The organism is Candidatus Paraluminiphilus aquimaris (assembly GCF_026230195.1).
Lineage (GTDB): Bacteria > Pseudomonadota > Gammaproteobacteria > Pseudomonadales > Halieaceae > Luminiphilus > Luminiphilus aquimaris.
Window position 1 is genome coordinate 1,914,534 of the sequence record NZ_CP036501.1, and the last position, 23,191, is coordinate 1,937,724.

Annotated in this window: 22 protein-coding genes; 18 read left to right on the forward strand and 4 right to left on the reverse strand. The window is 52.6% G+C overall.

Translation table 11 applies throughout. The features are described from left to right. Nucleotides 1-9: 9 nt before the first annotated feature. From E0F26_RS08735 to E0F26_RS08745, 3 genes are all read right to left on the reverse strand, one after another. Nucleotides 10-1,635: an acyl-CoA synthetase gene (locus E0F26_RS08735; RefSeq protein WP_279241278.1), complete on the reverse strand. Its 1,626-nt coding sequence runs from the start codon at nt 1,633-1,635 to the stop codon at nt 10-12. A gap of 131 nt (nt 1,636-1,766) precedes the next feature. Next, entirely contained in the window at nt 1,767-3,506 is a 1,740-nt protein-coding gene (locus E0F26_RS08740) for a DEAD/DEAH box helicase (protein ID WP_279241279.1), read from the reverse strand. Between the two features lie 138 nt (nt 3,507-3,644). Beyond that, nucleotides 3,645-4,922: a spinster family MFS transporter gene (locus E0F26_RS08745; RefSeq protein WP_279241280.1), complete on the reverse strand. Its 1,278-nt coding sequence runs from the start codon at nt 4,920-4,922 to the stop codon at nt 3,645-3,647. A 117-nt stretch (nt 4,923-5,039) separates the two neighbouring features. Here E0F26_RS08745 and moaC point away from each other — a divergent pair, with 117 nt between their 5' ends. From moaC to E0F26_RS08835, 18 genes are all read left to right on the forward strand, one after another. Next, complete coding sequence (gene moaC / locus E0F26_RS08750) at nt 5,040-5,534, forward strand: cyclic pyranopterin monophosphate synthase MoaC (protein ID WP_279241281.1); 495 nt, start codon at nt 5,040-5,042, stop codon at nt 5,532-5,534. Further along, complete coding sequence (moaD, locus tag E0F26_RS08755) at nt 5,518-5,772, forward strand: molybdopterin converting factor subunit 1 (RefSeq protein ID WP_279241282.1); 255 nt, start codon at nt 5,518-5,520, stop codon at nt 5,770-5,772. The genes moaC and moaD overlap by 17 nt, the downstream gene beginning before the upstream one ends. A gap of 1 nt (nt 5,773) precedes the next feature. Next, the gene (locus E0F26_RS08760) at nt 5,774-6,238 is read left to right on the forward strand and encodes a molybdenum cofactor biosynthesis protein MoaE (RefSeq protein WP_279241283.1); all 465 of its coding nucleotides are present in this window, start codon (nt 5,774-5,776) and stop codon (nt 6,236-6,238) included. After that, complete coding sequence (locus E0F26_RS08765) at nt 6,235-6,783, forward strand: NUDIX hydrolase (RefSeq protein ID WP_279241284.1); 549 nt, start codon at nt 6,235-6,237, stop codon at nt 6,781-6,783. Before E0F26_RS08760 ends, E0F26_RS08765 begins: the two co-directional genes overlap by 4 nt. Before the next feature lie 51 nt (nt 6,784-6,834). Then, nucleotides 6,835-7,311, forward strand: coding sequence for a thioredoxin-dependent thiol peroxidase (bcp, locus tag E0F26_RS08770; protein ID WP_279241285.1), 477 nt, complete (start codon nt 6,835-6,837; stop codon nt 7,309-7,311). Next, on the forward strand, nt 7,308-8,009 hold the full coding sequence (locus E0F26_RS08775; protein WP_279241286.1) for a glutathione S-transferase family protein: 702 nt from the start codon (nt 7,308-7,310) through the stop codon (nt 8,007-8,009). Before bcp ends, E0F26_RS08775 begins: the two co-directional genes overlap by 4 nt. Before the next feature lie 4 nt (nt 8,010-8,013). Further along, entirely contained in the window at nt 8,014-8,784 is a 771-nt protein-coding gene (locus E0F26_RS08780; protein WP_279241287.1) for an exodeoxyribonuclease III, read from the forward strand. Between the two features lie 51 nt (nt 8,785-8,835). Beyond that, nucleotides 8,836-9,168 (forward strand): preprotein translocase subunit YajC, encoded by a 333-nt coding sequence (gene yajC / locus E0F26_RS08785; protein ID WP_279241288.1) that lies wholly within the window; start codon nt 8,836-8,838, stop codon nt 9,166-9,168. 40 nt (nt 9,169-9,208) lie between these two features. After that, nucleotides 9,209-10,177 carry a 1-aminocyclopropane-1-carboxylate deaminase/D-cysteine desulfhydrase gene (locus E0F26_RS08790; RefSeq protein WP_320416199.1) on the forward strand — a complete coding sequence of 323 codons (969 nt, stop codon included), beginning with the start codon at nt 9,209-9,211 and terminating at the stop codon, nt 10,175-10,177. A gap of 37 nt (nt 10,178-10,214) precedes the next feature. Then, a complete protein-coding gene (locus E0F26_RS08795) occupies nt 10,215-11,579 on the forward strand; it encodes an alanine/glycine:cation symporter family protein (RefSeq protein WP_279241289.1) in 1,365 nt (454 codons plus the stop codon). A gap of 38 nt (nt 11,580-11,617) precedes the next feature. Beyond that, nucleotides 11,618-12,520 (forward strand): 5'-nucleotidase, encoded by a 903-nt coding sequence (locus tag E0F26_RS08800; RefSeq protein ID WP_279241290.1) that lies wholly within the window; start codon nt 11,618-11,620, stop codon nt 12,518-12,520. 67 nt (nt 12,521-12,587) lie between these two features. Further along, nucleotides 12,588-13,562, forward strand: a complete 975-nt coding sequence (cysB, locus tag E0F26_RS08805; RefSeq protein ID WP_279241291.1) for an HTH-type transcriptional regulator CysB — start codon at nt 12,588-12,590, stop codon at nt 13,560-13,562. Nucleotides 13,563-13,729: 167 nt separating this feature from the next. Then, the gene (locus E0F26_RS08810; protein ID WP_279241292.1) at nt 13,730-15,439 is read left to right on the forward strand and encodes an acyl-CoA carboxylase subunit beta; all 1,710 of its coding nucleotides are present in this window, start codon (nt 13,730-13,732) and stop codon (nt 15,437-15,439) included. Between the two features lie 29 nt (nt 15,440-15,468). After that, on the forward strand, nt 15,469-18,243 hold the full coding sequence (locus E0F26_RS08815; RefSeq protein WP_279241293.1) for an ATP-binding protein: 2,775 nt from the start codon (nt 15,469-15,471) through the stop codon (nt 18,241-18,243). 15 nt (nt 18,244-18,258) lie between these two features. Continuing rightward, nucleotides 18,259-18,669, forward strand: a complete 411-nt coding sequence (gene mce, locus E0F26_RS08820) for a methylmalonyl-CoA epimerase (RefSeq protein ID WP_279241294.1) — start codon at nt 18,259-18,261, stop codon at nt 18,667-18,669. After that, a complete protein-coding gene (scpA, locus tag E0F26_RS08825) occupies nt 18,669-20,816 on the forward strand; it encodes a methylmalonyl-CoA mutase (RefSeq protein WP_279241295.1) in 2,148 nt (715 codons plus the stop codon). Before mce ends, scpA begins: the two co-directional genes overlap by 1 nt. Further along, nucleotides 20,794-21,768: a methylmalonyl Co-A mutase-associated GTPase MeaB gene (gene meaB / locus E0F26_RS08830; protein WP_279241296.1), complete on the forward strand. Its 975-nt coding sequence runs from the start codon at nt 20,794-20,796 to the stop codon at nt 21,766-21,768. The genes scpA and meaB overlap by 23 nt, the downstream gene beginning before the upstream one ends. A 4-nt stretch (nt 21,769-21,772) precedes the next feature. Beyond that, nucleotides 21,773-22,081, forward strand: coding sequence for a Rieske (2Fe-2S) protein (locus tag E0F26_RS08835; protein ID WP_279241297.1), 309 nt, complete (start codon nt 21,773-21,775; stop codon nt 22,079-22,081). On the opposite strand, the gene E0F26_RS08840 is transcribed toward E0F26_RS08835, so the two are convergent. After that, the gene (locus tag E0F26_RS08840; protein ID WP_279241298.1) at nt 22,078-23,187 is read right to left on the reverse strand and encodes a cupin domain-containing protein; all 1,110 of its coding nucleotides are present in this window, start codon (nt 23,185-23,187) and stop codon (nt 22,078-22,080) included. The genes E0F26_RS08835 and E0F26_RS08840 overlap by 4 nt on opposite strands. Between the last annotated feature and the right edge of the window lie 4 nt (nt 23,188-23,191).

Below are 23,191 nucleotides of genomic sequence, written 5' to 3' on the forward strand. Positions count from 1 at the left end.
GTAGAAAGCTTACTGATGGGCTTCAGCCGTCGCTTTTGCCCACTTGTAGTCGGCTTTGCCGTTGGGTGCCCTCTGTACAACTCCGACCAAAATGCATTGTTTGGGTGCTTTATAGCCGGCTAATTGAGTTTTGACATGCATCCGTAGACCTTCTTCGCCGATCGGTGCGGTGCCTGGCTTTTGTGAATAAACAGCAATAACACGGTTGCCCAAGCGCTCGTCGGGCAGCCCGACGACGAGGCAATCTTCCACGTCAGTGTGGCGCTTAATCGACTCCTCAACCTCTTCTGTGAAGACCTTTTCACCGCCTGTATTGATGCATTGAGAGCCGCGGCCTAAGAGCGTAATGGAGCCGTCAGCCTCAACCGTTGCAAAGTCTCCGGGGAATGAATAGCGAACACCATTTACTTCCCGAAATGTGCGTGCCGACTTTTCTGGATCTTTGTAATAGCCTCGGGGAACAATGCCTGCGGTCGCCACCATACCCATTTCACCGGAACCAGGTGTCACCGGCTGATCATTCTCGTCGAAAACCTTGACGTATTCGGCGATGGTGAACTTTGCGGTTTTTGCTGCGTTTCCGCGTGTACTGATCGATCCGCCCATGGACCCTTCGGTGGAACCCATCAAGTCGTTCAGGACCATATCTTTATGTCGTAAAAGGCCTTGCTTAATCTCACTGGACCACATGACGCCTGATGACGCCATCTGGCCGAGTTTAGACAGATCATAAGGCTCGCCCGCTGTCTCAGCGGCGTCCAGCGCCCCCAAAATCGGCCGAGCGAAGGCATCGCCGACTATTGTAAGGTCGGTAATCTCGTTCTCTACAACACAGCGCAGAAGGGCATCTGGATCAAGCCTGGATGTACGCTGCGTGACGACAGTACCGCCGCAGTTTAGGGCGATCATCGTGCCGATCCACATGCCAGTACCGTGCATTTGGGGGCATGCGGGCAAACTTCGATGAACGGCCCCCATTTGTGTCAGCGTACGTGCCGCCTCCAAGGCTTCGTCGGTGGTAGTGGGAGGTGCCAAGCCACGCGAGGTGAAGCCACCAACCACAAGCCAGTGCGCGAGGGCGCCGTTGTCGTACATGACACCTTTGGGCATTCCGGTGGTGCCGCCCGTGTACAGCATGTAACGATCGCCATATTCACTCGGGCTAAAGGGCAATGGCGTGGCTTCAGCCAGCGATGCTTCGTAATCCAGAGCACCCTCAAGGAGCCCCACATCTGAATCGTCTTCGACCTGTATGTAGAGCTTGATTTTTGGCAGGCTTCCCCGGATTTCTTGGATACGTGGCGCGTAGCTAGCGTGATAGATAACAACCTCAGAGTCGCTGTTATCGAGCAGGTAAATTAACTCCTCGGCACGGTAGCGGTAGTTCACATTTACTGGGCAAACGGACTGTTTAAAGCAGCCGAAGTGCGCCTCGGTGTATTCGTTACAGTTGAGCATATATAAGCCCACTGAAGCGCCATTGGTAACGCCGTGTGCGGCAAAAAGCCCGGCAAGCCGAGCGGCTCTATCGTTGAATTGGGACCATGTGACGGTCTTTCCTTCACAGATCAGCGCGGGGCGATCCGGAAACTCCTCAGAAAGTGCCGTCCAAACGTTATTGAAATGAAAATCCATTGCTTGCTCCGCTGACTTTATGTTTTTTTTACAGCGCGGCGCAGATCATGAATCAAACGCCGATCCATGAGGAAGAGACTCTCATGAGCAGGCGAAAATTTCTAGCCCGCGATTGGGGCGGGCGGGCGAGTTCAGGCGGAGTGGGAGTCCACAACTCGCACGATACCGAGGTTTGTACCCTTCACCCGAATTTTCTTAAGGTGTTTTAGGATGGGCTTGGGCATCCCCTCGGGCAAGTCGATTGTTGCGTAGTGTTCGAAAATATTAATGCTGCCGATAAACTGTCCTTCGATTCCCGCCTCGTTTGCAATGGCACCAACAATTTCGCGCGCTTTCACGCCTTGTTTGTTACCCACGGCTAACCAAAACCGCTCCATAAGTACATCGGGGTGCTCGTCTAGCGGTCGCGCTCTTCCGAGTTCCTTTACCGTATAGGTAAGTGGAACAACACGCTCTTTACCGTGCTTGTCCTTGATCGGGCTTGGCTCTCTTGAATTACCACGAGACGGCCGATTGTCTTGGTCATCGCTGACCTTCTTCGGGCGTCTTGATTCCTTCGCGGGTTCGGCTCCGTCGATCACAAGGCCAGCGAGGGCCATGGCGATATCCTGATGAGTATGGCCTTCATTAATGAGTTGCTCGATTGCCTCGCCAGCACGCGGATGGACGGGGTTCGTCATGGCTGTACGCAACTGGTCGATCAATCGCTCGCGCGCTTTCGCATCGATATCAGCAAAGCTTGGAAGCTCGATGGACTGGATTTTTTGCCTTGTAACGCGCTCAATATTTTGGAGCATACGACGCTCTCTTGGTGCGACAAACAAGATGGCTTTTCCGGCGCGACCCGCGCGGCCTGTTCGGCCGATTCGGTGCACATACGATTCTCTGTCGAAAGGGATATCGTAGTTGATAACGTGCGTTATTCGCTCAACGTCCAATCCACGTGCCGCGACATCGGTCGCCACGATGACATCGAGTCGACCATCTTTCAGCTGTTCTACGGTTTTGATTCGGGTTTTTTGATCGATATCACCGTTCAGTGGTGAGGCACTGAAGCCACGCTGCCTTAACTGATCGGCGATAGCGGACGTTGATTCTCGTGTACGCACGAAAACAATGACGCCTTGTGTGTCTTCCACACTGAGAAAACGTCCGAGGGCATCGAGTTTGTTGGTGCCTTTTACAAGCCAGTAGCATTGCTCAATATTGGTATTGGTCGTTGCCTGAGAGGTAATAGAAACCTCGACTGGGGCCTGCAGGTGCTCGCTTGCGATCTCGCGAATCCGCTGCGGCATGGTGGCTGAGAAAAGAGCAACGCGTCGACCAGTCGGCGTCTGAGAAAGAATTTTATCGACATCGTCGATGAAACCCATCCTGAGCATCTCATCGGCTTCATCGAGCACGACAGTCTTGATCCTGCTGAAATCAGCCGTTCTGCGATTGAGGTGATCGAGAAGCCTTCCCGGTGTTGCAACGATGACATGAACCCCGTCTTTAAGTTGGCGCAATTGCTGGCGCATATCGTTGCCCCCGCAAAGTGCGACGACCTTGCAGCCCTTAGACCGTTTTGCGTAGCTCCTGAAGGCATCAGCGACTTGCATTGACAGCTCGCGAGTAGGGCATAGCACTAATATTTGCGGTGTCGCTGTATCAAAGTCCAAGCTTGCCAAAGAGGGAAGCGCGAAGGCAGCTGTTTTGCCCGTCCCCGTTTGTGCAATACCCACGACATCTTGTCCGCTCAGCATCGCTGGAATCGTCTCAGCTTGAATAGGGGTAGCGGCTTCGTATCCCAATTCTTTGAGTGAATTGAGTAAAAAAGTCGGTAGCCCAAGGCTACTAAAAGCCGTGGGGGAAGGCGCAGATTCGGTCATGGGTAATATACGGGCTGGGAAAGCGCGCAGACTACGCTCAGTTGTATAACTGAGAAAGGTAAATCCTGCCTATATTTAGATTTAAGTCTCACGAGACTCTGTTGTGAAGTAATCAAAAGCGCGCAGGAGCCAGCTATCTCAACCGTCTTGCGACAAGCTCTTGGCCTTCTCGATATCACCGAGCAAGGCTTTTTGGGCTTTCCAAAAAAAGAACAGACCGGATGTACCCAGTGTGAGTGAGGTAATCATTGCGAAGCGCAAATTTTCATCGCCGAAGTGCGCACTGTAGGCATCGGACAAGGCTCCGACAAAGAGTGGCCCCAAGCCTAAGCCGATCATATTGATCACGAACAATAAGACAGCCGAGGCGCTTGCTCGCATCGCAGGCGACACTAACGTGTGGCAAATTGCGATGCAGGGACCCAGGTAGAGTGTGTTGAGAATGTGCCCGGGCGCATACGCCATGATGACATAAAGCGGCTCACTCCCAAGGAGCGTGAGATACGACAGCGGGAACGACAAGGCAAGACCGTACAGTGGGATTCTCACGTACCAGCGCTTATCGTGTTTGCCCCAACGATCGGCAAGGTATCCCCCCAAGAAAGTTCCCAGCATACCGGTGGTGCCACCGATCACCCCTAAAACGATACCGGCCTCTGTCACCGATAGCCCGTAGTTTCGAATAAGCAGAGACGGGAAGAAGTTACCGTTTCCATAACCGACAAATGAGGCGGTAGAACACCCCAGTGCTATCCACCAAAACGCGGGACGCCTTAGTAGGACCGAAATGGTTTCCTTAAACCGGGGCTTTGACGACACGGTCGACGCAATGGGTTGAGTGCGTGGGGGTTCTCGCACCAAGAGTAAAAGTAGCAGTGCAAGTGCGATGCCAGGGATCCCGACGATAAAGAAGGCCTTGCGCCAACCAAAGCTTTCGGCAATCCAGCCACCTGCGAAATAGCCAAAAAAGATACCGAAATAAATCCCCGTGGTGTAAATGGATAGGGCAGTTCCACGTTTCTCCTCGGGAAAATAATCACTCAGCATTGAGTGTGAGGGTGGAGACCCACCAGCTTCCCCGAGACCTACGCCAAGCCGTGCGAGCAGTAATTGAGTGTAGTTTTGAACCAAGCCCGAGAGGGCAGTCATAACGCTGAAGATACCGAGCGATGCGGCCACGATGTTGCGACGATTACTGCGATCTGCGAGCCATGCGATGGGGATGCCGGCTGTCACGTACACAACGGCAAAACTGAACCCGGTCAGTAGCCCCAGTTGTGTATCGCTTAGGCCCAAATCAGCTTTAATGGGTTCCTGTAAAATGACCAGGATTTGGCGGTCTATAAAATTAAAGGTATAGACCAGTGTGAGAATTCCCAATACAAACCACTTATAGTTCGATGATTCTCGGTTCACTTCGCAATCCACTCCATTCCCGCGTTTCCCATCTTTGACGTTATTGAGGACGTCGATATCACAGCATGCCACAGTTGAGTTAAGCTTCCAGCTTCTTATAGTGCGATGGGCTGCGCCATGAATAACGAGCAACAGTTAAGCCATCTCGACAGGCGAGGAGAGGCTCACATGGTCGATGTGGGCGACAAGCAGGTTACTCAGCGAGTGGCGGTTGCCCGCTCCAAAATCCGCATGGCGTCTCAGACCTTAATTGCCCTCGAAGCAAGCGAATTAAAAAAAGGCGACGCGCTGGCAACCGCAAGAATCGCAGCGATTCAAGCCGCAAAAAAGACGAGTGACCTCATCCCACTTTGCCATCCGCTCCCTATCACAAAGGTGTCGGTCGACTTGCAGGTGGATCATGATCTGCCCGGTATCATTACGCACGTAACGTGCAAGGTGCTGGGCCAGACGGGCATCGAGATGGAGGCGTTGACGGCGGCATCAGTTGCAGCCTTGACCATTTATGACATGGCGAAGTCGCTCGATCGCGGGATGGTGATAGAGGAGGTGGTTTTGCTGGAAAAAATGGGTGGTAAATCGGGAGAGTGGCGGCATGACGATCACAGTTAAATTTTTTTCGCTTATCCGAGAAGCGGTAGAGACCGAGCAACTTTCGCTCGAGCTCGACGCCAGTATGTCAACCGTTGCCGGCTTGAAAGAAACTCTGGGCGCGCGAGGTGAGGCGTGGGTAGAAGCTTTGTCACACCCAAACCTCATCCAAGCAGTGAATCAACGCGTTGTATTTCAGGAGGAGGCGATTAACGACGGCGATGAGATCGCTTTCTTCCCACCCATGACCGGTGGCTGAAGTGTCGGTTATTGTCACCGATAGCGACATAGATCCGGGCCGTCTTGCTACTGCCTTCTACGCGCATAATCCGCATGGAGCCGTAACCACATTCACTGGGTTTGTTCGCGACTTCAACGCGCAGGGTTCTGTTCATACTCTCTACCTTGAGTGCTACGTGGAAATGGCGGAGCGTGTACTACATGACCTCGGAGTAGAGGCAGAGCAGCGTTTCGGTCTGAAGTCTTGGCAAATCGTCCATCGTTTCGGCTGTCTCTCCGGTGAAATGCCCATCGTCTTCGTCGCCACGAGCGCGGATCACCGTGCCGAGGCCTTCAGTGCCTGCGAGTTTGTTATGGACACACTCAAAACAGAAGCGCCTTTTTGGAAGCGAGAAGATTTCGAGGGCGAGGGGCAATGGGTTACAGTGGCGACACGAGATATTGACCGTAAAAAGCGGTGGGAAACAAAGGACCCGAGTTCATGAAGTTTTGTTCCAACTGCGGCGCAGAAGTCGAGCGAAGAATTCCCGAGGGAGAGGATCGCGAGCGCGATGTGTGTCCCGCTTGCCACACCATCCATTATGTCAATCCCAAAATTATCTGTGGCTGCATTCCCACGGTTGGTGACAAGGTGCTTCTTTGCAAGCGCGCAATAGAGCCTCGATACGGTAAGTGGACATTGCCAGCGGGTTTCATGGAAAACCGCGAAACAACCGAAGAGGGTGCAGCGAGGGAGATGTGGGAAGAGGCCGAGGCGAGAGCCGTGGATATGAGCCTCTATCGCATTTTCGACGTGCCTCATATCAGTCAGGTATACGTTTTCTATCGCTGCGAGGTGCTTGATGGGGAGTTTGGTGCCGGTTCTGAAAGTCTAGAGAGCAAGCTTTACGCAGAGGACGAGATTCCCTGGGATGAGCTCGCTTTTCCTGTTGTCATTGAGATGCTGCGAGAATTCTTTGAAGATCGAAAGACGCAAGACTTCCCGATTCGCAATAGCACAATCCGATACCAGCATCGCCGCTCGGGCTAACGCTTACTGACGCGGCGTTTTACGAATAATCACCTATATGAGGTTTCGAAAATGGCTTTACCAACTACCGGTGCACCTGCACCTGAGTTCACACTCCAAGATCACACTGGCACTGAGATTTCACTCTCTGATTATCAGGGCGAAAAGAACGTGCTTGTGTATTTTTATCCAAAAGCAATGACCCCCGGGTGTACGGTTCAGGCGCAAGGTCTTCGTGACATTGCTGAACAACTTGCAGCGCACGACGTGGTTGTCTTCGGTGTCAGCCCCGACCCAGTGAAGCGTTTGGCTAAATTTGTCGAGCGGGATGCGCTCAACTTTCAGCTATTGAGCGATGAGGACCATTCGGTCGCCGACGCTTACGGCGCATGGGGCCCCAAAAAGTTCATGGGGAAGGAGTTCGATGGCATTTTGCGGACCAGTTATCTGGTCGATAAAGCCGGCAACCTCTGTGAGATCATCAATAAGTTTAAGACTAAAGACCACCATGAGGTTGTGCTGAACACCTTGCAAGAACTCGGACTATGATCGATCTGTTTACATCGCCAACCCCCAACGGGCACAAAGTGTCGATAGCTTTGGAAGAGATGGGCCTCGATTACGAAGTTCATACGATCGATCTCAGGTCAGGAGAACAGAAAGAGGAGCCGTTTCTGGCGCACTCGCCCAATGGACGGATTCCAGCAATTTATGACCGAGAGCATGATCTTTCTATTTTTGAATCGGGCGCGATCATGATTCACTTGGCGGAGAAGAGCGGCAAATTCATGCCCAGCGATGTGGTGGGTCGTTCGCGCGTTATTCAATGGTTAATGTTTCAAATGGGGGGAGTAGGACCCATGATGGGACAAGCGAATGTGTTCTTTCGCTACTTTCCCGAGAAAATCCAGCCAGCAATAGACCGTTACCAGAGCGAAGGGCGTCGATTATTTGAGGTTTTGAATACGCAGCTGGGCAAGACCGAATATTTGGCCGGCGAATACAGTATCGCGGATATGGCTAATTGGGCTTGGGTCCGTTCCTATCGCTGGAGCGGCATCGAAATCGATGGCTTAGAGCACTTGCAGCGCTGGCACAAGGCAATCAAAGTGCGACCCGCGGCGGAAAAAGGCATAACCGTTCCAGTCGATATGCGATTGTTGCGAGATGGAAACGAGAACTCGAAAGAGACGGAGGATTTCATCAAGGGTGCGCAAACAATGGTGCAGGGTTTAAAAAAGGACTGACAGCGTGTTTAGAGTAATTACCTGTAATACCAACGGAATTAGGGCTGCGCAGCGAAAGGGCTTCTTTGAGTGGCTTGCGAAGCAAGATGCCGATGTGGTGTGCATTCAGGAAACCAAAGCGCAGGAGCATCAGCTGGTTGATGAAGCGTTTCGCCCTGATGGCTACCACTGTTATTACAACGACGCGGAAAAAAAGGGCTACAGTGGTACCGCCGTATACGCTAAGCGAGAGCCCTCTCGGATTGAAACCAAAGTAGGATGGGACCCCGTCGACTCGGAAGGCCGCTATTTGAGGGCTGATTTTGAGGGCCTGAGCGTCATTTCGCTCTATGTCCCATCGGGCTCGAGCAATGAGGCGGCCCAGGCGCGCAAAGACCTATTTATGAAAAAGTTTACGCCGCACATGAAAGCTCTCCTAGATGAAGACCGTGAATTCATTATTTGTGCCGACTGGAATACCTGCCACCAAAACATTGATATTAAGAACTGGCGCAGCAATCAAAAGAATTCTGGTTTCATGCCGCATGAGCGAGAATGGCTTACCGAGCTTTACGATGAGCAAGGCTGGGTTGATGTGTTTCGCCAAATGACCACAGAGCCCGATCTCTACACTTGGTGGTCGAATCGTGGTCAGGCGTGGACGAATAATACGGGTTGGCGACTTGATTATATGCTTGTGACGCCCGGATTATCCGGAACCGGTAAGGCTTTCTCGATACTCCGAGATGAGCGTTTTTCTGACCACGCACCGGTTACCATTGATTTTGAGCTCTAAATTTTTCTAGAAAAGCACCCTTACCAACTGATTTAAAAGAGGTAAATTTATATGTTTATTAGCCAGGCACATGCGCAAGCAGGTACACCGCCACCGGCAGGCGGGGAGTGGTTCCTTCCGGTCATGATGATCGGTTTGTTGGTTTTTATGTATTTCACGACCATCAGACCGCAGCGCAAGCGCCAAAAGGAACATGCGGAATTGGTGAGCTCATTGGGTAAGGGCGACGAAGTCCTAATGAGTTCTGGGATGATGGGTAAAATTGTTGGCTTATCTGAGCTCTACGTGGTTGTTAACGTGTCCGACAAAGTTGATCTCAAGTTTCAGCGAACGCATGTCACTGCCACACTACCCAAGGGCACGATTAAGAATTTAGGGGCGTAAACCTATTATTAGCTATCCACCTAGAGAGACCCTCGCGGTTCTGCCGTCACCCTTTCAGTGCTTGCATAGAGCCTCAGAGCGGTGGGGGAACGGGCGACGTATTTGGTGTAAGCGTGATGATCTCACGGGGTCTCTGCTCACCGGCAATAAGGTTAGGAAGCTGGAATTCCTTGCTGCGGACGCGATTAATCGAGGTTGTACTGTTTTAGTCACTGCAGGCGCACTGCAAAGCAACCATTGTCGCGCAACAGCTGCGGTTGCGGCACAGCTAGGACTTAAGTGTGAACTGATATTGCGAGGACATGAGCAGGAGCTTAGCGGCAATTATTTGCTTAGCCGACTGCTTGATGCGGAGATAACCTATGTCTCTCGGGGGACCACGGGTGACGAGATGACGTCGTATTTGGCGGACGCTCAAGACAGGTGGGCTAGGAGAGGTGAGAAAGCACTGACAATACCGATCGGCGGCAGTGATGCGATGGGCATCTGGGGTTATATCTCAGCGGTAGAGGAGCTGATGTCCGATATGCACAGGCATAGCTTACAGCGGGCCGCAATCGTTCATGCGACGGGTTCAGGCGGCACACAGGCAGGGTTGAACGCGGGTGTGCTGTTACATGGTGTAGACGCCGATGTGATCAGCTATGCGGTCTGCGATGACGAAGCCTATTTCAATGACAAGGCGCAGGCGGATTGGGATAATTTACGTGCCAACCGAACCGACCTGCCTAATAAGCCAATTAAGACGCTCACAAATGATCAATATATCGGTCCAGGCTATGGCAAGGCAGGTGAGGAAGTATTCGATACGCTCGCCGAGCTTGCGAGGCTCGAAGGCATAGCACTTGACCCGGTCTACACAGGGAAAGCGTTTTATGGTCTGGTCACCGATTTGGCGAAGCAGTCTTTCGCATCAGAGTCCCCAGACATCATTTTTATGCATACGGGAGGGGTATTCGGTATCTTTCCTCATGCATCGGAAGTTGAGGCCGCACTGGGGCGAGCCTGAGCTTCTTTTCAAAAGACAATAACGACGAGGCAGAGTGATGCTTGAGACAATTATCCGTGACGTGAACGCAGTGGCTTGGGGGCTTCCCATGCTGATTTTACTATTGGGCACGGGTATTTATTTAACCCTTGGGCTGGGTTTCATGACCTTGCGCAAAGTGCCGCGCGCCGTCTCTCTTTTGTTCTCAGGTGTGTCCGGTCGAGGTGAGGGCGATATTGTCCCGTTTAAGGCGCTAATGACATCACTGTCGGCGACCATCGGTACCGGTAACATTGCGGGTGTTGCCACGGCGATTACATTAGGTGGTCCTGGGGCATTGTTTTGGATGTGGATTACGGCGCTCTTCGGCATGGCAACCAAATACGCTGAGGGTGTTTTGGCCGTCCGCTACCGGGAGCAAGACGATCAGGGTAGTTACTCCGGTGGCCCTATGTACTACATACGAAATGGCCTAGGAGAGCGCTACGGGTCATTTGCAACGGGCCTCGCCTTCGCGTTTGCCCTGTTTGGTGCCACGGCAGGTTTCGGCCTCGCCAACACGGTGCAGTCTAACTCCGTCGCGCAGGTCCTTACGGACAACGCAGGTATTCCCTGGTGGATTACCGGTGTCGTCCTTATGTTGTTAGTAGGAGCCGTTATTTTGGGCGGTATCAAGCGAATTGCTGATACGGCCGGAGCTGTTGTCCCGGCCATGGCCATTTCGTACATCCTTATGAGCCTTATCGTCATTTTGATGAATATTTCTGATGTCCCCGCTGCCTTCAGCACGATCATTGATAGCGCCTTTAATGGTGCTTCAGCCGCAGGTGGTTTTGCTGGCGCTACTGTGTGGGCAGCCATCCGTTTTGGGGTGGCACGCGGAATTTTCTCTAATGAGGCGGGCCTTGGAAGCGCCCCGATAGCCCATGCGGCGGCCAAAACAGATGAGCCAGTCGAGCAGGGACTCGTGGCTATGCTGGGGACGCTAATTGATACCTTGATCGTCTGCACGATGACGGGTCTCGTCATTGTCCTAACAGGCGTGCTCGATTCAGGTGTGTCAGGTGCTAGCCTGACATCGATGGCCTTTGGAGCCGTTTTGCCGGGCGGAGAGTGGGTCGTCACCGTTGGTGTCGTCGTGTTCGCCACGACAACCATGATGGGATGGGCATTTTATGGTGAGCGCTGCGTTGTCTATCTCTTTGGTACCCGAGGAATTATGCCTTTTCGTGTGCTTTGGGTTCTGGCGATCCCGGTTGGGGCCGGCGCTGACTTAGGTTTGATTTGGTTGGTCGCTGACACGCTCAATGCATTCATGGCCATACCCAATCTGGTGGGTCTCTTACTCCTGTCACCGGTGGTCTTCGCCTTAACGCGCGAGTATTTCGGACGTAAGCCATCGGGCGACACAGTGAAGGGTTGAGGTCTGCAAGCCTGCAAAGAGAGGGTTAGACTGGCGTCATGGTAAATCTCGCACCCGAAAAACTCGTCATCGCCATTTCTTCGCGCGCCTTGTTTGACTTGGACGCAGAGCACCTCGTTTTCGAGAAACAGGGGCTTGAGGCCTATGCTAGCTATCAAATAGAGCATGAGGACAAACCGCTTGAGCGTGGCCAGGCGTTTACCCTTGCCAAAAAACTCCTGGCACTCAATGAGACCCTAGAGGCTCCCCTTGGTGTAGAAATCGTTCTACTTTCGCGAAATTCAGCTGATACAGGTCTGAGAATATTCAATTCGATTGAACACTATAATCTACCCATTACCCGCGCGGCCTTTTGTGGTGGCGAGTCGCCTTGGCGGTATATACAGGCGTTTGGCTGCCATCTTTTTCTATCATCTGAGCCCGATGATGTGCGAAAGGCGCTAGAAAATAATGTTGCCGCTGCCACCTTGGTCTCTAAGCCTGTGACAGAGTCCGATGATGCGGTTATTCGATTTGCCTTCGATGGCGATGCGGTGCTTTTTTCGGATGAGGCCGAGAAGGTTTACAAAGCTGAGGGGTTAGAGGCGTTCACGAAAAGTGAGCGGGAGCAGAGAAACCAACCCCTTACCGGCGGACCTTTTAAAAGCTTTTTAAGTGCGCTTCACCTCCTTCAAAAATCCTTGCCGGAGGAATCACCATTGATTCGAACGGCGCTTGTCACGGCCAGGTCGGCTCCTGCACATGAGCGGGTAATACGAACCCTGCGCGCGTGGGACGTGCGACTCGACGAATCGATTTTTCTCGGTGGATTACCAAAAGTTGAGTTTCTTAAAGCCTACGACGCCGACGTCTTTTTTGATGATCAAGAGACGCACTGCCATTTAGCGGCGGACCATGTGGCCACGGGTCATGTACCTCACGGTGTTGCCAACGAGCCTTAACCTAGGCTGTACAGCTGCTTAGAACTTAAGTATCTTTTAGACGTCATTTTAATGCCTTTCAATTATTATGAAGCTACAGCAGCTGAAGTACATTTGGGAAGTCGCGCATCACGACCTAAACGTTTCCGCAACCGCTCAGAGCTTATTTACCTCTCAACCGGGAATCAGTAAGCAAATTCGATTGCTCGAGGGTGAACTGGGCGTAGAAATTTTTTCGCGCAGTGGAAAACACCTCACGCACATTACGCCGGCGGGAGAGGCGATCATCGAGATGGCGGGCGAGATCCTTCGTCAGACCGAGTCCATAAGACGGATAGCGCAAGATCACTCTGACAATGTTTCAGGCAGTATGTCGCTCGCCACAACCCACGGTCAGGCGCGTTATGTCTTGCCCGATTCGATTTCCCGATTCTCCGTTGAGCACCCCGATGTCTCGCTCGAAATGCGCCAAGGGAGCCCGCAGCAGATCGCCGAAATGGCTGCGAAAGGGAGCGTGGACTTTGCTATTGCAACCGAGGCATTGCAGCAATACGCGTCTTTAGTGACCTTACCCTTCTTTCGCTGGTCGCACTGCGTAGTGGTGCCCAGTGGCCATCCGCTTGCAGAGGCTGATTCGCCGACGCTCGAGCAAATTGCACGCTATCCGTTAATTACCTACACAGAGGGTTTTACTGGGCGGTTCAGAATCGATGAGGGATTCCAAGCGCGTGGCCTGACACCGAACTATGTTGTGACCGCAGCTGATGCAGATGTCATTAAGACGTATGTCCGCAGAGGGCTTGGTGTAGGCATTATTTCGACTATGGCTTATGAGCAACACAGTGACGCCGATCTTATAAAGATAGGCTCTCCCAATTACTTCGCCTCTTTGTTGTCTTGCATTGCATTTCGCCGCGGGACTTTCCTGAGAGGATTTATGTTCGCGTTTATCGAGCAGCTTGCGCCTCACTTAACGGCCGATATTGTCAACCACGCAATGGCTATTGCTGATCCCGAAGAGCGTAATGAGTTTTGCGCAAGACTCGAAGTTCCACGCATTTAGACGATATAAAGGATAAAAATACGACCATTTGAAGGGGTTTTTTCACGCGGCTTTGTGCGACTATTGTGCAGGTCATCGGATATCGCTGGCCTGCGTATGAACCCCTAGCGACTAATCTATAGCGATTGACCACGCCCACGTGCGATTTTTAACATTCAAGGATAAGAATGGACACTACTCACACCAATGACGTGACGCCCACGCTCACGAATCCCTTTGCTGACAGGGACCAAGACCTCTCTCCCTCTACTGACTACCAAGCCGCTATAAAGCGGGGTGTTGAGTTGCAAGCGCTGCCCCGCACTGCCGCGACGGCGAAAAACATTCAACGCCAACACAGTAAGAATCGAATGACGGTTTGGGAGCGCATCGAGTTCTTAGTCGATGAGGCGCCCACGATTTTGTATCAGAACTGGGGTCCCAATTTAGACGGTGCGTCTCTGGTGACCGCGGTAGGGCGAATTGGTGGTCGTGACGTTGCTATTTATGGACATGACTTTACCGTTCGCGCCGGCTCCATGGACGCAACGAACGGTGAAAAGCTGGCACGGTTGTTCGAACTGGCTGGAGAGCGAGGCATTCCACTGATCGGACTTAATGACTCAGCAGGTGCCTACATTCCCGCAGGTGTTGGGGGCTTAGATGGCTACGCTGAGGCCTTTACAGGACTGCGTAAAATTTCCGGCGTTGTACCGAGCATTATGTGCATGTTTGGCTTTAATGCCGGCGGTGGTAGTTACCTGCCACGCCAGGGTAGCTTCCTTATTCAACCCAAAGATACCTTTTTTGGCCTAACGGGCCCGGGCGTTGTTAAGTCGGTGCTCGGAGAGGACATAACCCCTGATGAACTGGGGGGGCCTGGCGTTCATAGTCAGACCGGTGTGACCGATTTTGTCGTTGAGGACGAAGTGGCTGCGCTACGAAAGGTTCGAGAGATCCTTCGCTACTTGCCCGATAACAACGGCCAAGCACCGAGTGTTCAGGTGTGTTCTGACCCGATCGATCGAGGTACCAGTGATATTGACACCTTGCTTAAGACAGCCTTCGAGTCGGCAACCGGTTTCAACACACCGGTCGATAGCTCAATAGTGATTCAGCAGCTGTGCGATCACGGCGACTTTCTGGAGATACAGGAGGAGCGGGCTAAAAATACAATTACTTGTCTAGGGCGAATCGGTGGACACGTAGTGGGCTTTGTCGCCAACAACTCTGCCGTGGCTTCTGGTCAGATTGATGTTGATGCGGCGTTAAAAAATGCGCGCTTTATCCGATTTTGCAACCTTTACAATATTCCCGTCATGTTTCTCGAGGACACAACCGGATTCTTACCGGGAAGGGAGCAGGAGCACCGGGGCATTGTTCAAGCTGGGCGGGCAATGCTGGATGCAATCGTTGATCTGCGCACTCCACGCTTTCTTATTCTTATTCGCAATGCCTTTGGCGGCGCTTATGCGTCGTATAACAATTACCCAACAGGTGCAGACTTCGTCGTCGCACTCCCGACAACACGAGTGGCTGTGATGGGTCCAGCAGGTGTTGAGTACGTTTATAAAGATGAGCTAAAAGCGATTCGCGCATCCATTCCTCAGCGCCTTGAAGCGATGAAAGCGGAGTTGCTCTCACAAGGTGTTTCGGATGAGGACGCGCAGTCTCAAGCACAGAGCGCAGCGGCCGATTGGGCAAAAGCGACCGAGGCCGATTTGGCGAAACGCTATGAGAGAGAAATCATGAATCCGGAAGAGGCATTAAGCCTCGGATCTGTCTCACAGATTGTGATGCCGCAAGAGCTCCGTTCGGTCATTGCGAAACATCTTATGTTTTGTCTCCGCCATTACACACCTGAGCCAATGTCTGGCGTTCAGCGTGAATTCCATTAAAAATCAGCGAGTTAGATTGGAGTTTTACTGTGTCAAACGAACACTATTTGCATAATTCGCTGATTCATCAGGACCGACGTCTTGGTGCCAGTGATAACGATTGGGTTAAGCAATTTGATTGCACCCACATAAAACCTCTCATCATTTGTCGTGGCCCTATCCGAAAAGAAGCCATGGACGTGTTTGATGAGATGGGTATCGATAATTACGGGATCTTGCTCTCCGAAAAGGATTCGATTGTCTATCCGAGAGCTATTGCACCCGAATTGAGAACGATCACAGATCCCAGTCGGGTTCATCGAGTAAGCGATTATTCCGGCGTTGATAAGGCCGATCGTGAAGCGCGCATTCAGGAGATCATTCAGATCGCGCACGACAAGGGTTACAACGCCATCTTTGCTGGTTATGGGTTCATGGCCGAAGATGAGGCGATGGTTGCATCGATGGAAAATGCCGGCCTTAACTTTATCGGGCCGTGCTCGCGAACGGTGCGTCAAGCTGGTCTAAAAGACGAGGCTAAGCGAACGGCGCTAAAGGCCGGTGTATCGGTTACGCCGGGTGTCGATAACGCAACAGCACTAACGCTGCTGAAGAAATACCCAACAGCCCAAGCACTCACGGCGCTGTGCGCCGATCGAGGCCTCAGTGAGGTTGATTTGGATACAGACGATGTCGAGGAGCTTGCCGACAGGGTGCTGACTGCCTCTTACAAAGCGGGTATCGACATCTACTCAATTGACGAGCTCATTGCTACGCTGAAAGAGGCGGTTGAGGGCATGAATAAAAAGTACCCGAACAACCGGGTACGTCTAAAAGCCATTGGTGGCGGCGGTGGTAAGGGCCAGCGCATTGTTGAGCGGGGCGAGTCGGCACGAACAGGGGAGCTCGTTAAAGAGATACTGCAAGAGGTGAAGGCCTCCGGTGTTGGCGACAATAAAAACGTTCTAGTAGAGCTCAACATCGAATCGACCCGTCACCAAGAGATTCAAGTTATCGGCAATGGCGATTGGTGCATGACTCTGGGTGGCCGTGACTGTTCGCTGCAGATGCACGAGCAAAAATTACTGGAAGTTTCCGTAACGCGCGAGTCTTTACTCGAGGCAGCAGACGAGGTCTCGGCCGCGGGCCTGAGCGAAGAGGCGGCGGTTTTGAAGGCAGATGTCGTCACGCTCGACACAATGGAAGAAGAGGCCTCGCGATTCGGTGGGGCCGTCGGTCTTGATTCGGTATCCACGTTTGAATGCATTGTCGACACCGACAGTCACTTTTTTATGGAGATGAATACGCGGATTCAGGTGGAGCATCGCGTGTCTGAGCTTTGTTACGCGCTGGAGTTCAGCAACCCCGACGACCCCACCCAGAGCTTCATCGTCAACTCGTTGGTGGAAGCCATGGTGCTGCTGGCAGCTCACGGGCCAGCGCTACCAAAGCCCAATCGCGTGCTGCGGAATAACGACAGCTTAGAAGCCCGGATGAACGCCACAAATGACGCCCTACAGCCGCACGCTGGCGGTCAAATTGAGCATTGGTCGGACGCAGTAGCGGGCGAAATACGCGACGATCAGGGTATTTGCGTCCACAATCCAGACACTGATGTCTTCATGAAGTACACCTTGGCGGGTGCTTACGACTCAAATATCGCATTGATTCTAAGTGTTGGGGATTCACGGCTCACGTCTTACGAGAGAATGGCGGAGATACTGCGAGTCACCACTTTGCGTGGTCGAGATCTGAGTACCAACCTCAATTTCCATTACGGGCTGGTGCATTGGTTCTTGAATCGAACGGTTCACGCGCGTCCTACGACGAAGTTCATCGTCCCTTACCTGACAGCGGTGGGCGAGTTAGCTCAGGATGCGAAAAAGATCGACCTCGAGGCGGCCTGGAAAGTTTACAGCCAGCGCAATAGCGATACACCAGGGTCCGTCTTGGAGGCTAAGAAAACGCTTATCCTGCGGCCACTGCAGAAGCTGCTTGACTGTCCGCATACGCTTTCGGGGTGGCTAAGCGCCAATAAAGATGCGTTTAGTGTGGATGGCGACAAAATTACGTTCGCTGAAAACCCAATCGACATCTTGGTTGATACCTACCACTTCCTCAATCTTGATGATGAGGGTCGGGCTGCCGCCTCAGAGCAAATTTGGTCCCACGATGCTGAAATACTCGATACGGCGGACGCCTTTTATCTGGATGCGATAAATGAGCTCGACGTCGATACCTGGGACGAGTTGTGTGGCGCCTTTGGTGCTCAAGCGCCCGAAGGCGTTGACGCCGATACCTGGACCGCCATTCAAGGTGCTCATAAAGGTCATCAGGCGGGACTTTCGCTCTTACTCTTGTTGCCCGCATTGGCCCACAAGACGGGGTTCTATGACCTTTGTGTTAATAGGGACCTCAGCATCTTTATTCCAGAGCGCTTGCTCGATGACGACCACCAAGAGGCGATGGCCAAAGCACTGGCTCCACCACCTGTGGCAAATGCTGATGAGATCGTCGCAACCAGCGGCGGGATGTTCTATGGTCGTGAGGCGCCGGGTGAGCCGCTTTATGCGGAGGCAGGCACAACGTTCAAAGCGGGCGATCCCTTGTTCATCGTTGAAGTCATGAAGATGTTTAACAAGGTCAACGCACCGTTTGATGGGGTAGTGGATGAGGTGCTGGTCGAGGGTGATGGCGTAATCATCAAGAAAGGTCAGCCGATCTTCAAGGTCACACCCAGTGAACGCCCAGAAGTCCTTTCCGAGGCAGAAATTCGCGCCCGTCGCGAGGCCAGCACCGCAGTATTAATGGACGCTATTGCCTAAACAGCGGAGAGAAATATGATTACAGGTTTAGACCACATAGCCATAGCCGTCCCTGATTTAGAGGCCGCTATCGAGCGTTTCATGACTGACTTTGAACTCGATTACCAGGGAACGGAGCCCGTAGAGGCAGCCAAAACGACAACCGCCTTTTTCCCTTTACCGCCGTCGAGCATCGAGTTGGTTCATCCCTTGGGTGGTGAAGGTCCCATCGCGAAATATCTCGAAAAGCGCGGCGGCGGCATACACCACCTCTGTTTTAGAACCAATGATATCGATGCGGATGTCGCACGCTTAAAAGGCAAAGGTTATCAATTCCTGAGTGATGCACCGACGCCCGGAGCACATGGCGCGCGCGTCATCTTTATCCACCCCAAAAGCTGTGATGGCGTGCTAGTCGAACTCTCGCAGCCACAGGAAGACCATTAATGTCGATTTATGACCCCAGTAAAGCGAACAAAGAGAATTGGGCTTCGCTCGTAGAGAAGCAGAGCAAGGGCATAACGCCTGACGAGTTTACGTGGTTTACGCCCGAGGACATCCCCATGAAAGTCCTCTACACGGCTGAGGACACCGCTGAACTACCCTACACCGATACAATGCCCGGTATGAGCCCCTACATCCGGGGCCCTCAGGCAACGATGTATGCGGGTCGGCGCTGGACCATTCGGCAGTATGCAGGATTCTCGACGGCTGAGGAGAGTAATGCCTTTTACCGCAAGGCGCTTGCGGCAGGAGGGCAGGGTGTCTCGGTCGCCTTTGATCTAGCGACGCATCGAGGTTATGACTCAGACCACCCACGTGTTGCGGGTGATGTGGGAAAGGCGGGCGTCGCGGTTGATTCTGTCGAAGATATGAAGGTGCTCTTCGACGGTATTCCACTCGACAAGGTGTCGGTCTCGATGACCATGAATGGCGCCGTTCTTCCGGTTCTGGCCGGCTATATTGTGGCGGCTGAGGAACAGGGCGTTGGGGCAGAAGCGCTCGCTGGGACCATTCAGAATGACATTCTTAAGGAATTCATGGTCCGCAATACCTATATTTACCCGCCGTCACCGAGTATGCGCATCATCGGGGACATCATTGCTTATTGTTCTAAGAACATGCCGCGGTTTAATACGATCTCGATTTCTGGCTACCATATGCAAGAGGCCGGTGCGAATGCGGCTCTCGAGTTGGCTTACACGTTAGCTGATGGAAAGGAGTACATCCGAACCGCCATTGCGGCCGGTCTGAATATCGACGATTTTGCGCCCAGACTCTCTTTTTTCTGGGGAATTGGCATGAACTTCTACATGGAAATCGCCAAGATGCGCGCAGCGCGACTTTTATGGGCCGAGATTGTGGGCGAGTTCTCACCTGAGAATCCGAAAAGTTCAATGTTACGCACGCACTGCCAAACTTCGGGATGGTCGCTGACCGAGCAAGACCCTTATAACAACATCGTGAGAACGACGATCGAGGCCATGGCGGCCGTATTTGGAGGCACCCAGAGTCTGCATACGAATGCGCTCGATGAGGCCATTGCGTTGCCGTCGGATTTCGCGGCGCGGATAGCCCGAAATACACAGCTCGTTCTGCAAGAAGAGACTGGCATAAGCCAGGTCGTCGATCCCTGGGGCGGCTCGTACATGATGGAGTCGCTAACCAATGAGATAGCCGAAAAGGCTCGGGCGTTGATCGAAGAGGTAGAAGATGCCGGGGGCATGGCGCAGGCCATTGAAACGGGTCTTCCTAAACTGCGCATTGAGGAGGCGGCAGCCAAGAAACAAGCGCGGATTGATCGAGGCGAGGACGTCATTGTTGGTGTCAATAAGTATCAAATTGATGAACAAGATCCGGTCGATATTCTTGAAGTCGACAATGATGCAGTGCGCGACTCTCAGGTAGCGCGATTGAAGCACATTCGGGAAACGCGGGACGCTGCTGCGGTTTCTGCCTGTCTCGACGCACTGTCGGCGGCGGCTGAAACGGGTGATGGCAATCTGTTGGAGCTGGCGGTCAATGCGACGCGGCATCGTGCTACGGTAGGGGAGATTTCAGGAGCGCTGGAGAAGCATTTCGGTCGGTTTGTCGCCAGTGCGCAGACGGTATCGGGTGTTTATGGTGCGGCCTATGAACAGGATGAAGACTGGAAACAAATTTCCATGGATATAGAAGGCTTTGTTGCACAACACGGCAGACGACCCAGACTGTTGGTAGCAAAAATGGGGCAGGATGGTCACGATCGCGGTGCCAAGGTCGTCGCTACCGCATTCGCTGACGTCGGCTTCGACGTCGATTTGTCTCCGATGTTCTCCACGCCTGAGGAGGTTGCTCGTCAAGCCGTTGAGAATGATGTGCATATTGTAGGCGCATCGAGCTTGGCCGCTGGTCATAAAACACTCGTGCCGCAACTTATCGATGCGCTCAAAGCAGAGGGAGCGGAGGATATCGTTGTCATAGCCGGTGGGGTAATCCCCCAGCAAGATTATCAATATCTTTACGACGCAGGTGTCACACTCATCTTTGGTCCAGGAACGCCGATTCCTGAAGCAGCACGAAAGGTGCTAGATGCCGTCAACGCCAACCGCTGAAAGCATTCTTTCGGGTAACAGACGAGCCCTTGCTAAGGCGATAACCCTTATCGAGAGCTCACGTCCCGAAGACCGAGAGGCCTCACAGGTTCTTTTAAATCAACTACTCCCGCAGACCGGAAACAGTCTCAGAGTGGGTATCACGGGTGTCCCGGGTGTTGGGAAATCGACCTTTATTGAAGCGTTTGGGCAATATTTAATCTCGCAGGGGCACAAGGTCGCCGTCTTGGCAGTGGATCCCAGTTCCCCTATGGCTGGCGGCTCTATTCTGGGTGACAAGACTCGAATGGAGCGGTTGTCCCGTGAGGCCGATGCATTTATACGACCGTCTCCTGCAGGAAGAGCACTAGGCGGTGTCGCGCTGAAAACCCGAGAGTCCATGTTGCTTTGTGAGGCGGCGGGCTTTGACGTGGTTCTGGTTGAAACCGTGGGTGTCGGGCAGTCTGAGCATCAAGTTGGCAGCATGGTCGATTTCTTTCTCATGCTCCTACTTCCTGGAGGAGGAGACGAACTCCAAGGCATTAAGAAAGGTATTTTAGAGCTTGCCGATGCAATCATGATTAATAAAGCCGATGGCGAGAGTTCGAGTCTTGCGAGAAAAACCAAGCTTCACTACCAAAGCGCTATGTCGCTCCTTGCAAGTAATGATTTCTGGAAACCCGAGGTTCACACGTGCTCTGCGTTAGAACAGGATGGGATCGCGGAATGCTGGGCAATGATGAAGCGTTATCGGGAGCAGGGTACGCAAAGGGGCGCGTTGGAGCGTCGCCGCGCAGAACAAAATCTCCAGTGGATGTCGCAACTTACAGACGAGATGTTACGACAGCAACTGAGTGATAACGCTGAGATCCAGCAGGTTTTGCCCACGATAAAAGAAAAGGTAAGCACCGGAACGTTGACGCCGGTCAGTGCGGCGATCGACATCATCAATATGCTCGGTTCGAGGTCATAGATCCATGCGTTTCCTGGCACTGGATAAGCTTATCAACATTGAGGATGGCTACCGCAAGCGATTTAAGATCGATTCACTGGAGCTTATTTTGGCGAAAGAGGGCGACGAATTTTTCGCCTTTGGCGCAGTATGCCCGCATCAGGAACAATCACTCGATGAGGCCATGATCGAGAATCAGACAGTAATCTGTCCGCGACACAACTTTGGTTTTTCCTTGCAGTCCGGGGCTCACGTTGAGGGTTTTTGCTCGTCGCTACCCGTCTATACCGTTCACTTCGAGGGAAATGAGGTCGGTATTATACTGGCGTCTTAGTGGGTATCATTGAGAAAACGTTCCTCTAGAAAGCCCAGAGACCACCACTGTCTGAGAATATCAATTTGACAGCTGTCGGTCGTGGTTATATCAATGAATTCGCCCGCACAGAGCGAAGTGAGCATCGTCTCATCTTGTAATCGTAGCGTGTAGAGCTCGCCCCCTAAGTAAGTCGCAATGTGCTCGCTAGTCTCTTGCCAGACGAGACGCTGACTCGGATTGAGTTCGACAAAGCGCGCTATGGGTTCTTCACAGGGCTCAGGCGATGGTCCCATATCAGAGAGCAATTCCCCATACCAAGCATCATCTGTATCGAGTGCAGTGAGTGTGTTGAGGATAGCTCTTCGCGCATTGTCAGTGTGACTACGGGTGAGCTCACCCGGACGAGGTTGCACCTTCATCGAGTCCCAGTCCTCTAACAACAAATCGTCTTTGATCTGATCGATCAGGGTATCGGAGAGACGCGCGATTAAATCTTTAATCCTGGGCGCTCTAAACCCCAGGGAGAAGGTCATACTTTCGCCAATAGCCTCGCCCCAATGCGCGTATCCGGGGGGAATGTACAGCACGTCTCCTGGTTTGAGCACGTGAGTCTCTATCGGCTCAAACTCATCGATTAATCTAAGATCGCTGGAACTAAGTGTCGGGGTAGTGCTGTCGCATTTTGGGCCTATTTTCCAGCGCCTTTCCCCTGCACCTTGAAGTAAAAACACATCGTAGAGATCAAAGTGAGGCCCGACGCCGGCACCATCGGTTGCGTAACTCACCATAATGTCGTCAAACCGCCACTGAGGTAAGAAATCGACGCAGCCGCGAAGCGCCATAACCTCTGGGAACCATTCGTCAACGCGTTGAACTAAAAGACTCCATTGACCCTGTCGCTGAAAATCTTGCTCACTGAACGGGCCGTGCGCCAATGTCCACTGCGATCCATCAAAAGAAACGATGCGCGCGTCAGCCTGTTCCTCCATGGCCAATCCACCGAGTTCCTCGGGCGTAATCGGTGATTGAAAGCCGGGTATCGCTGCGCGAATCAGTGTTGGCTTTTGTTGCCAGCAGTCGACAAGAAATGCCTGTGCGTCAAACTGAAAGCGGGGCGAAATCAACGCG

Coding starts and splice junctions, on each gene's coding strand:
- E0F26_RS08795 (WP_279241289.1), top strand. CDS start 10,215: ATGCTTGAGACAATTATCCGTGACGTGAACGCAGTGGCTTGGGGGCTT.
- scpA (WP_279241295.1), top strand. CDS start 18,669: ATGTCGATTTATGACCCCAGTAAAGCGAACAAAGAGAATTGGGCTTCG.
- E0F26_RS08800 (WP_279241290.1), top strand. CDS start 11,618: ATGGTAAATCTCGCACCCGAAAAACTCGTCATCGCCATTTCTTCGCGC.
- E0F26_RS08810 (WP_279241292.1), top strand. CDS start 13,730: ATGGACACTACTCACACCAATGACGTGACGCCCACGCTCACGAATCCC.
- E0F26_RS08835 (WP_279241297.1), top strand. CDS start 21,773: ATGCGTTTCCTGGCACTGGATAAGCTTATCAACATTGAGGATGGCTAC.
- cysB (WP_279241291.1), top strand. CDS start 12,588: ATGAAGCTACAGCAGCTGAAGTACATTTGGGAAGTCGCGCATCACGAC.
- moaC (WP_279241281.1), top strand. CDS start 5,040: ATGAATAACGAGCAACAGTTAAGCCATCTCGACAGGCGAGGAGAGGCT.
- E0F26_RS08775 (WP_279241286.1), top strand. CDS start 7,308: ATGATCGATCTGTTTACATCGCCAACCCCCAACGGGCACAAAGTGTCG.
- E0F26_RS08765 (WP_279241284.1), top strand. CDS start 6,235: ATGAAGTTTTGTTCCAACTGCGGCGCAGAAGTCGAGCGAAGAATTCCC.
- mce (WP_279241294.1), top strand. CDS start 18,259: ATGATTACAGGTTTAGACCACATAGCCATAGCCGTCCCTGATTTAGAG.
- meaB (WP_279241296.1), top strand. CDS start 20,794: ATGCCGTCAACGCCAACCGCTGAAAGCATTCTTTCGGGTAACAGACGA.
- bcp (WP_279241285.1), top strand. CDS start 6,835: ATGGCTTTACCAACTACCGGTGCACCTGCACCTGAGTTCACACTCCAA.
- moaD (WP_279241282.1), top strand. CDS start 5,518: ATGACGATCACAGTTAAATTTTTTTCGCTTATCCGAGAAGCGGTAGAG.
- yajC (WP_279241288.1), top strand. CDS start 8,836: ATGTTTATTAGCCAGGCACATGCGCAAGCAGGTACACCGCCACCGGCA.
- E0F26_RS08735 (WP_279241278.1), bottom strand. CDS start 1,635: ATGGATTTTCATTTCAATAACGTTTGGACGGCACTTTCTGAGGAGTTT.
- E0F26_RS08740 (WP_279241279.1), bottom strand. CDS start 3,506: ATGACCGAATCTGCGCCTTCCCCCACGGCTTTTAGTAGCCTTGGGCTA.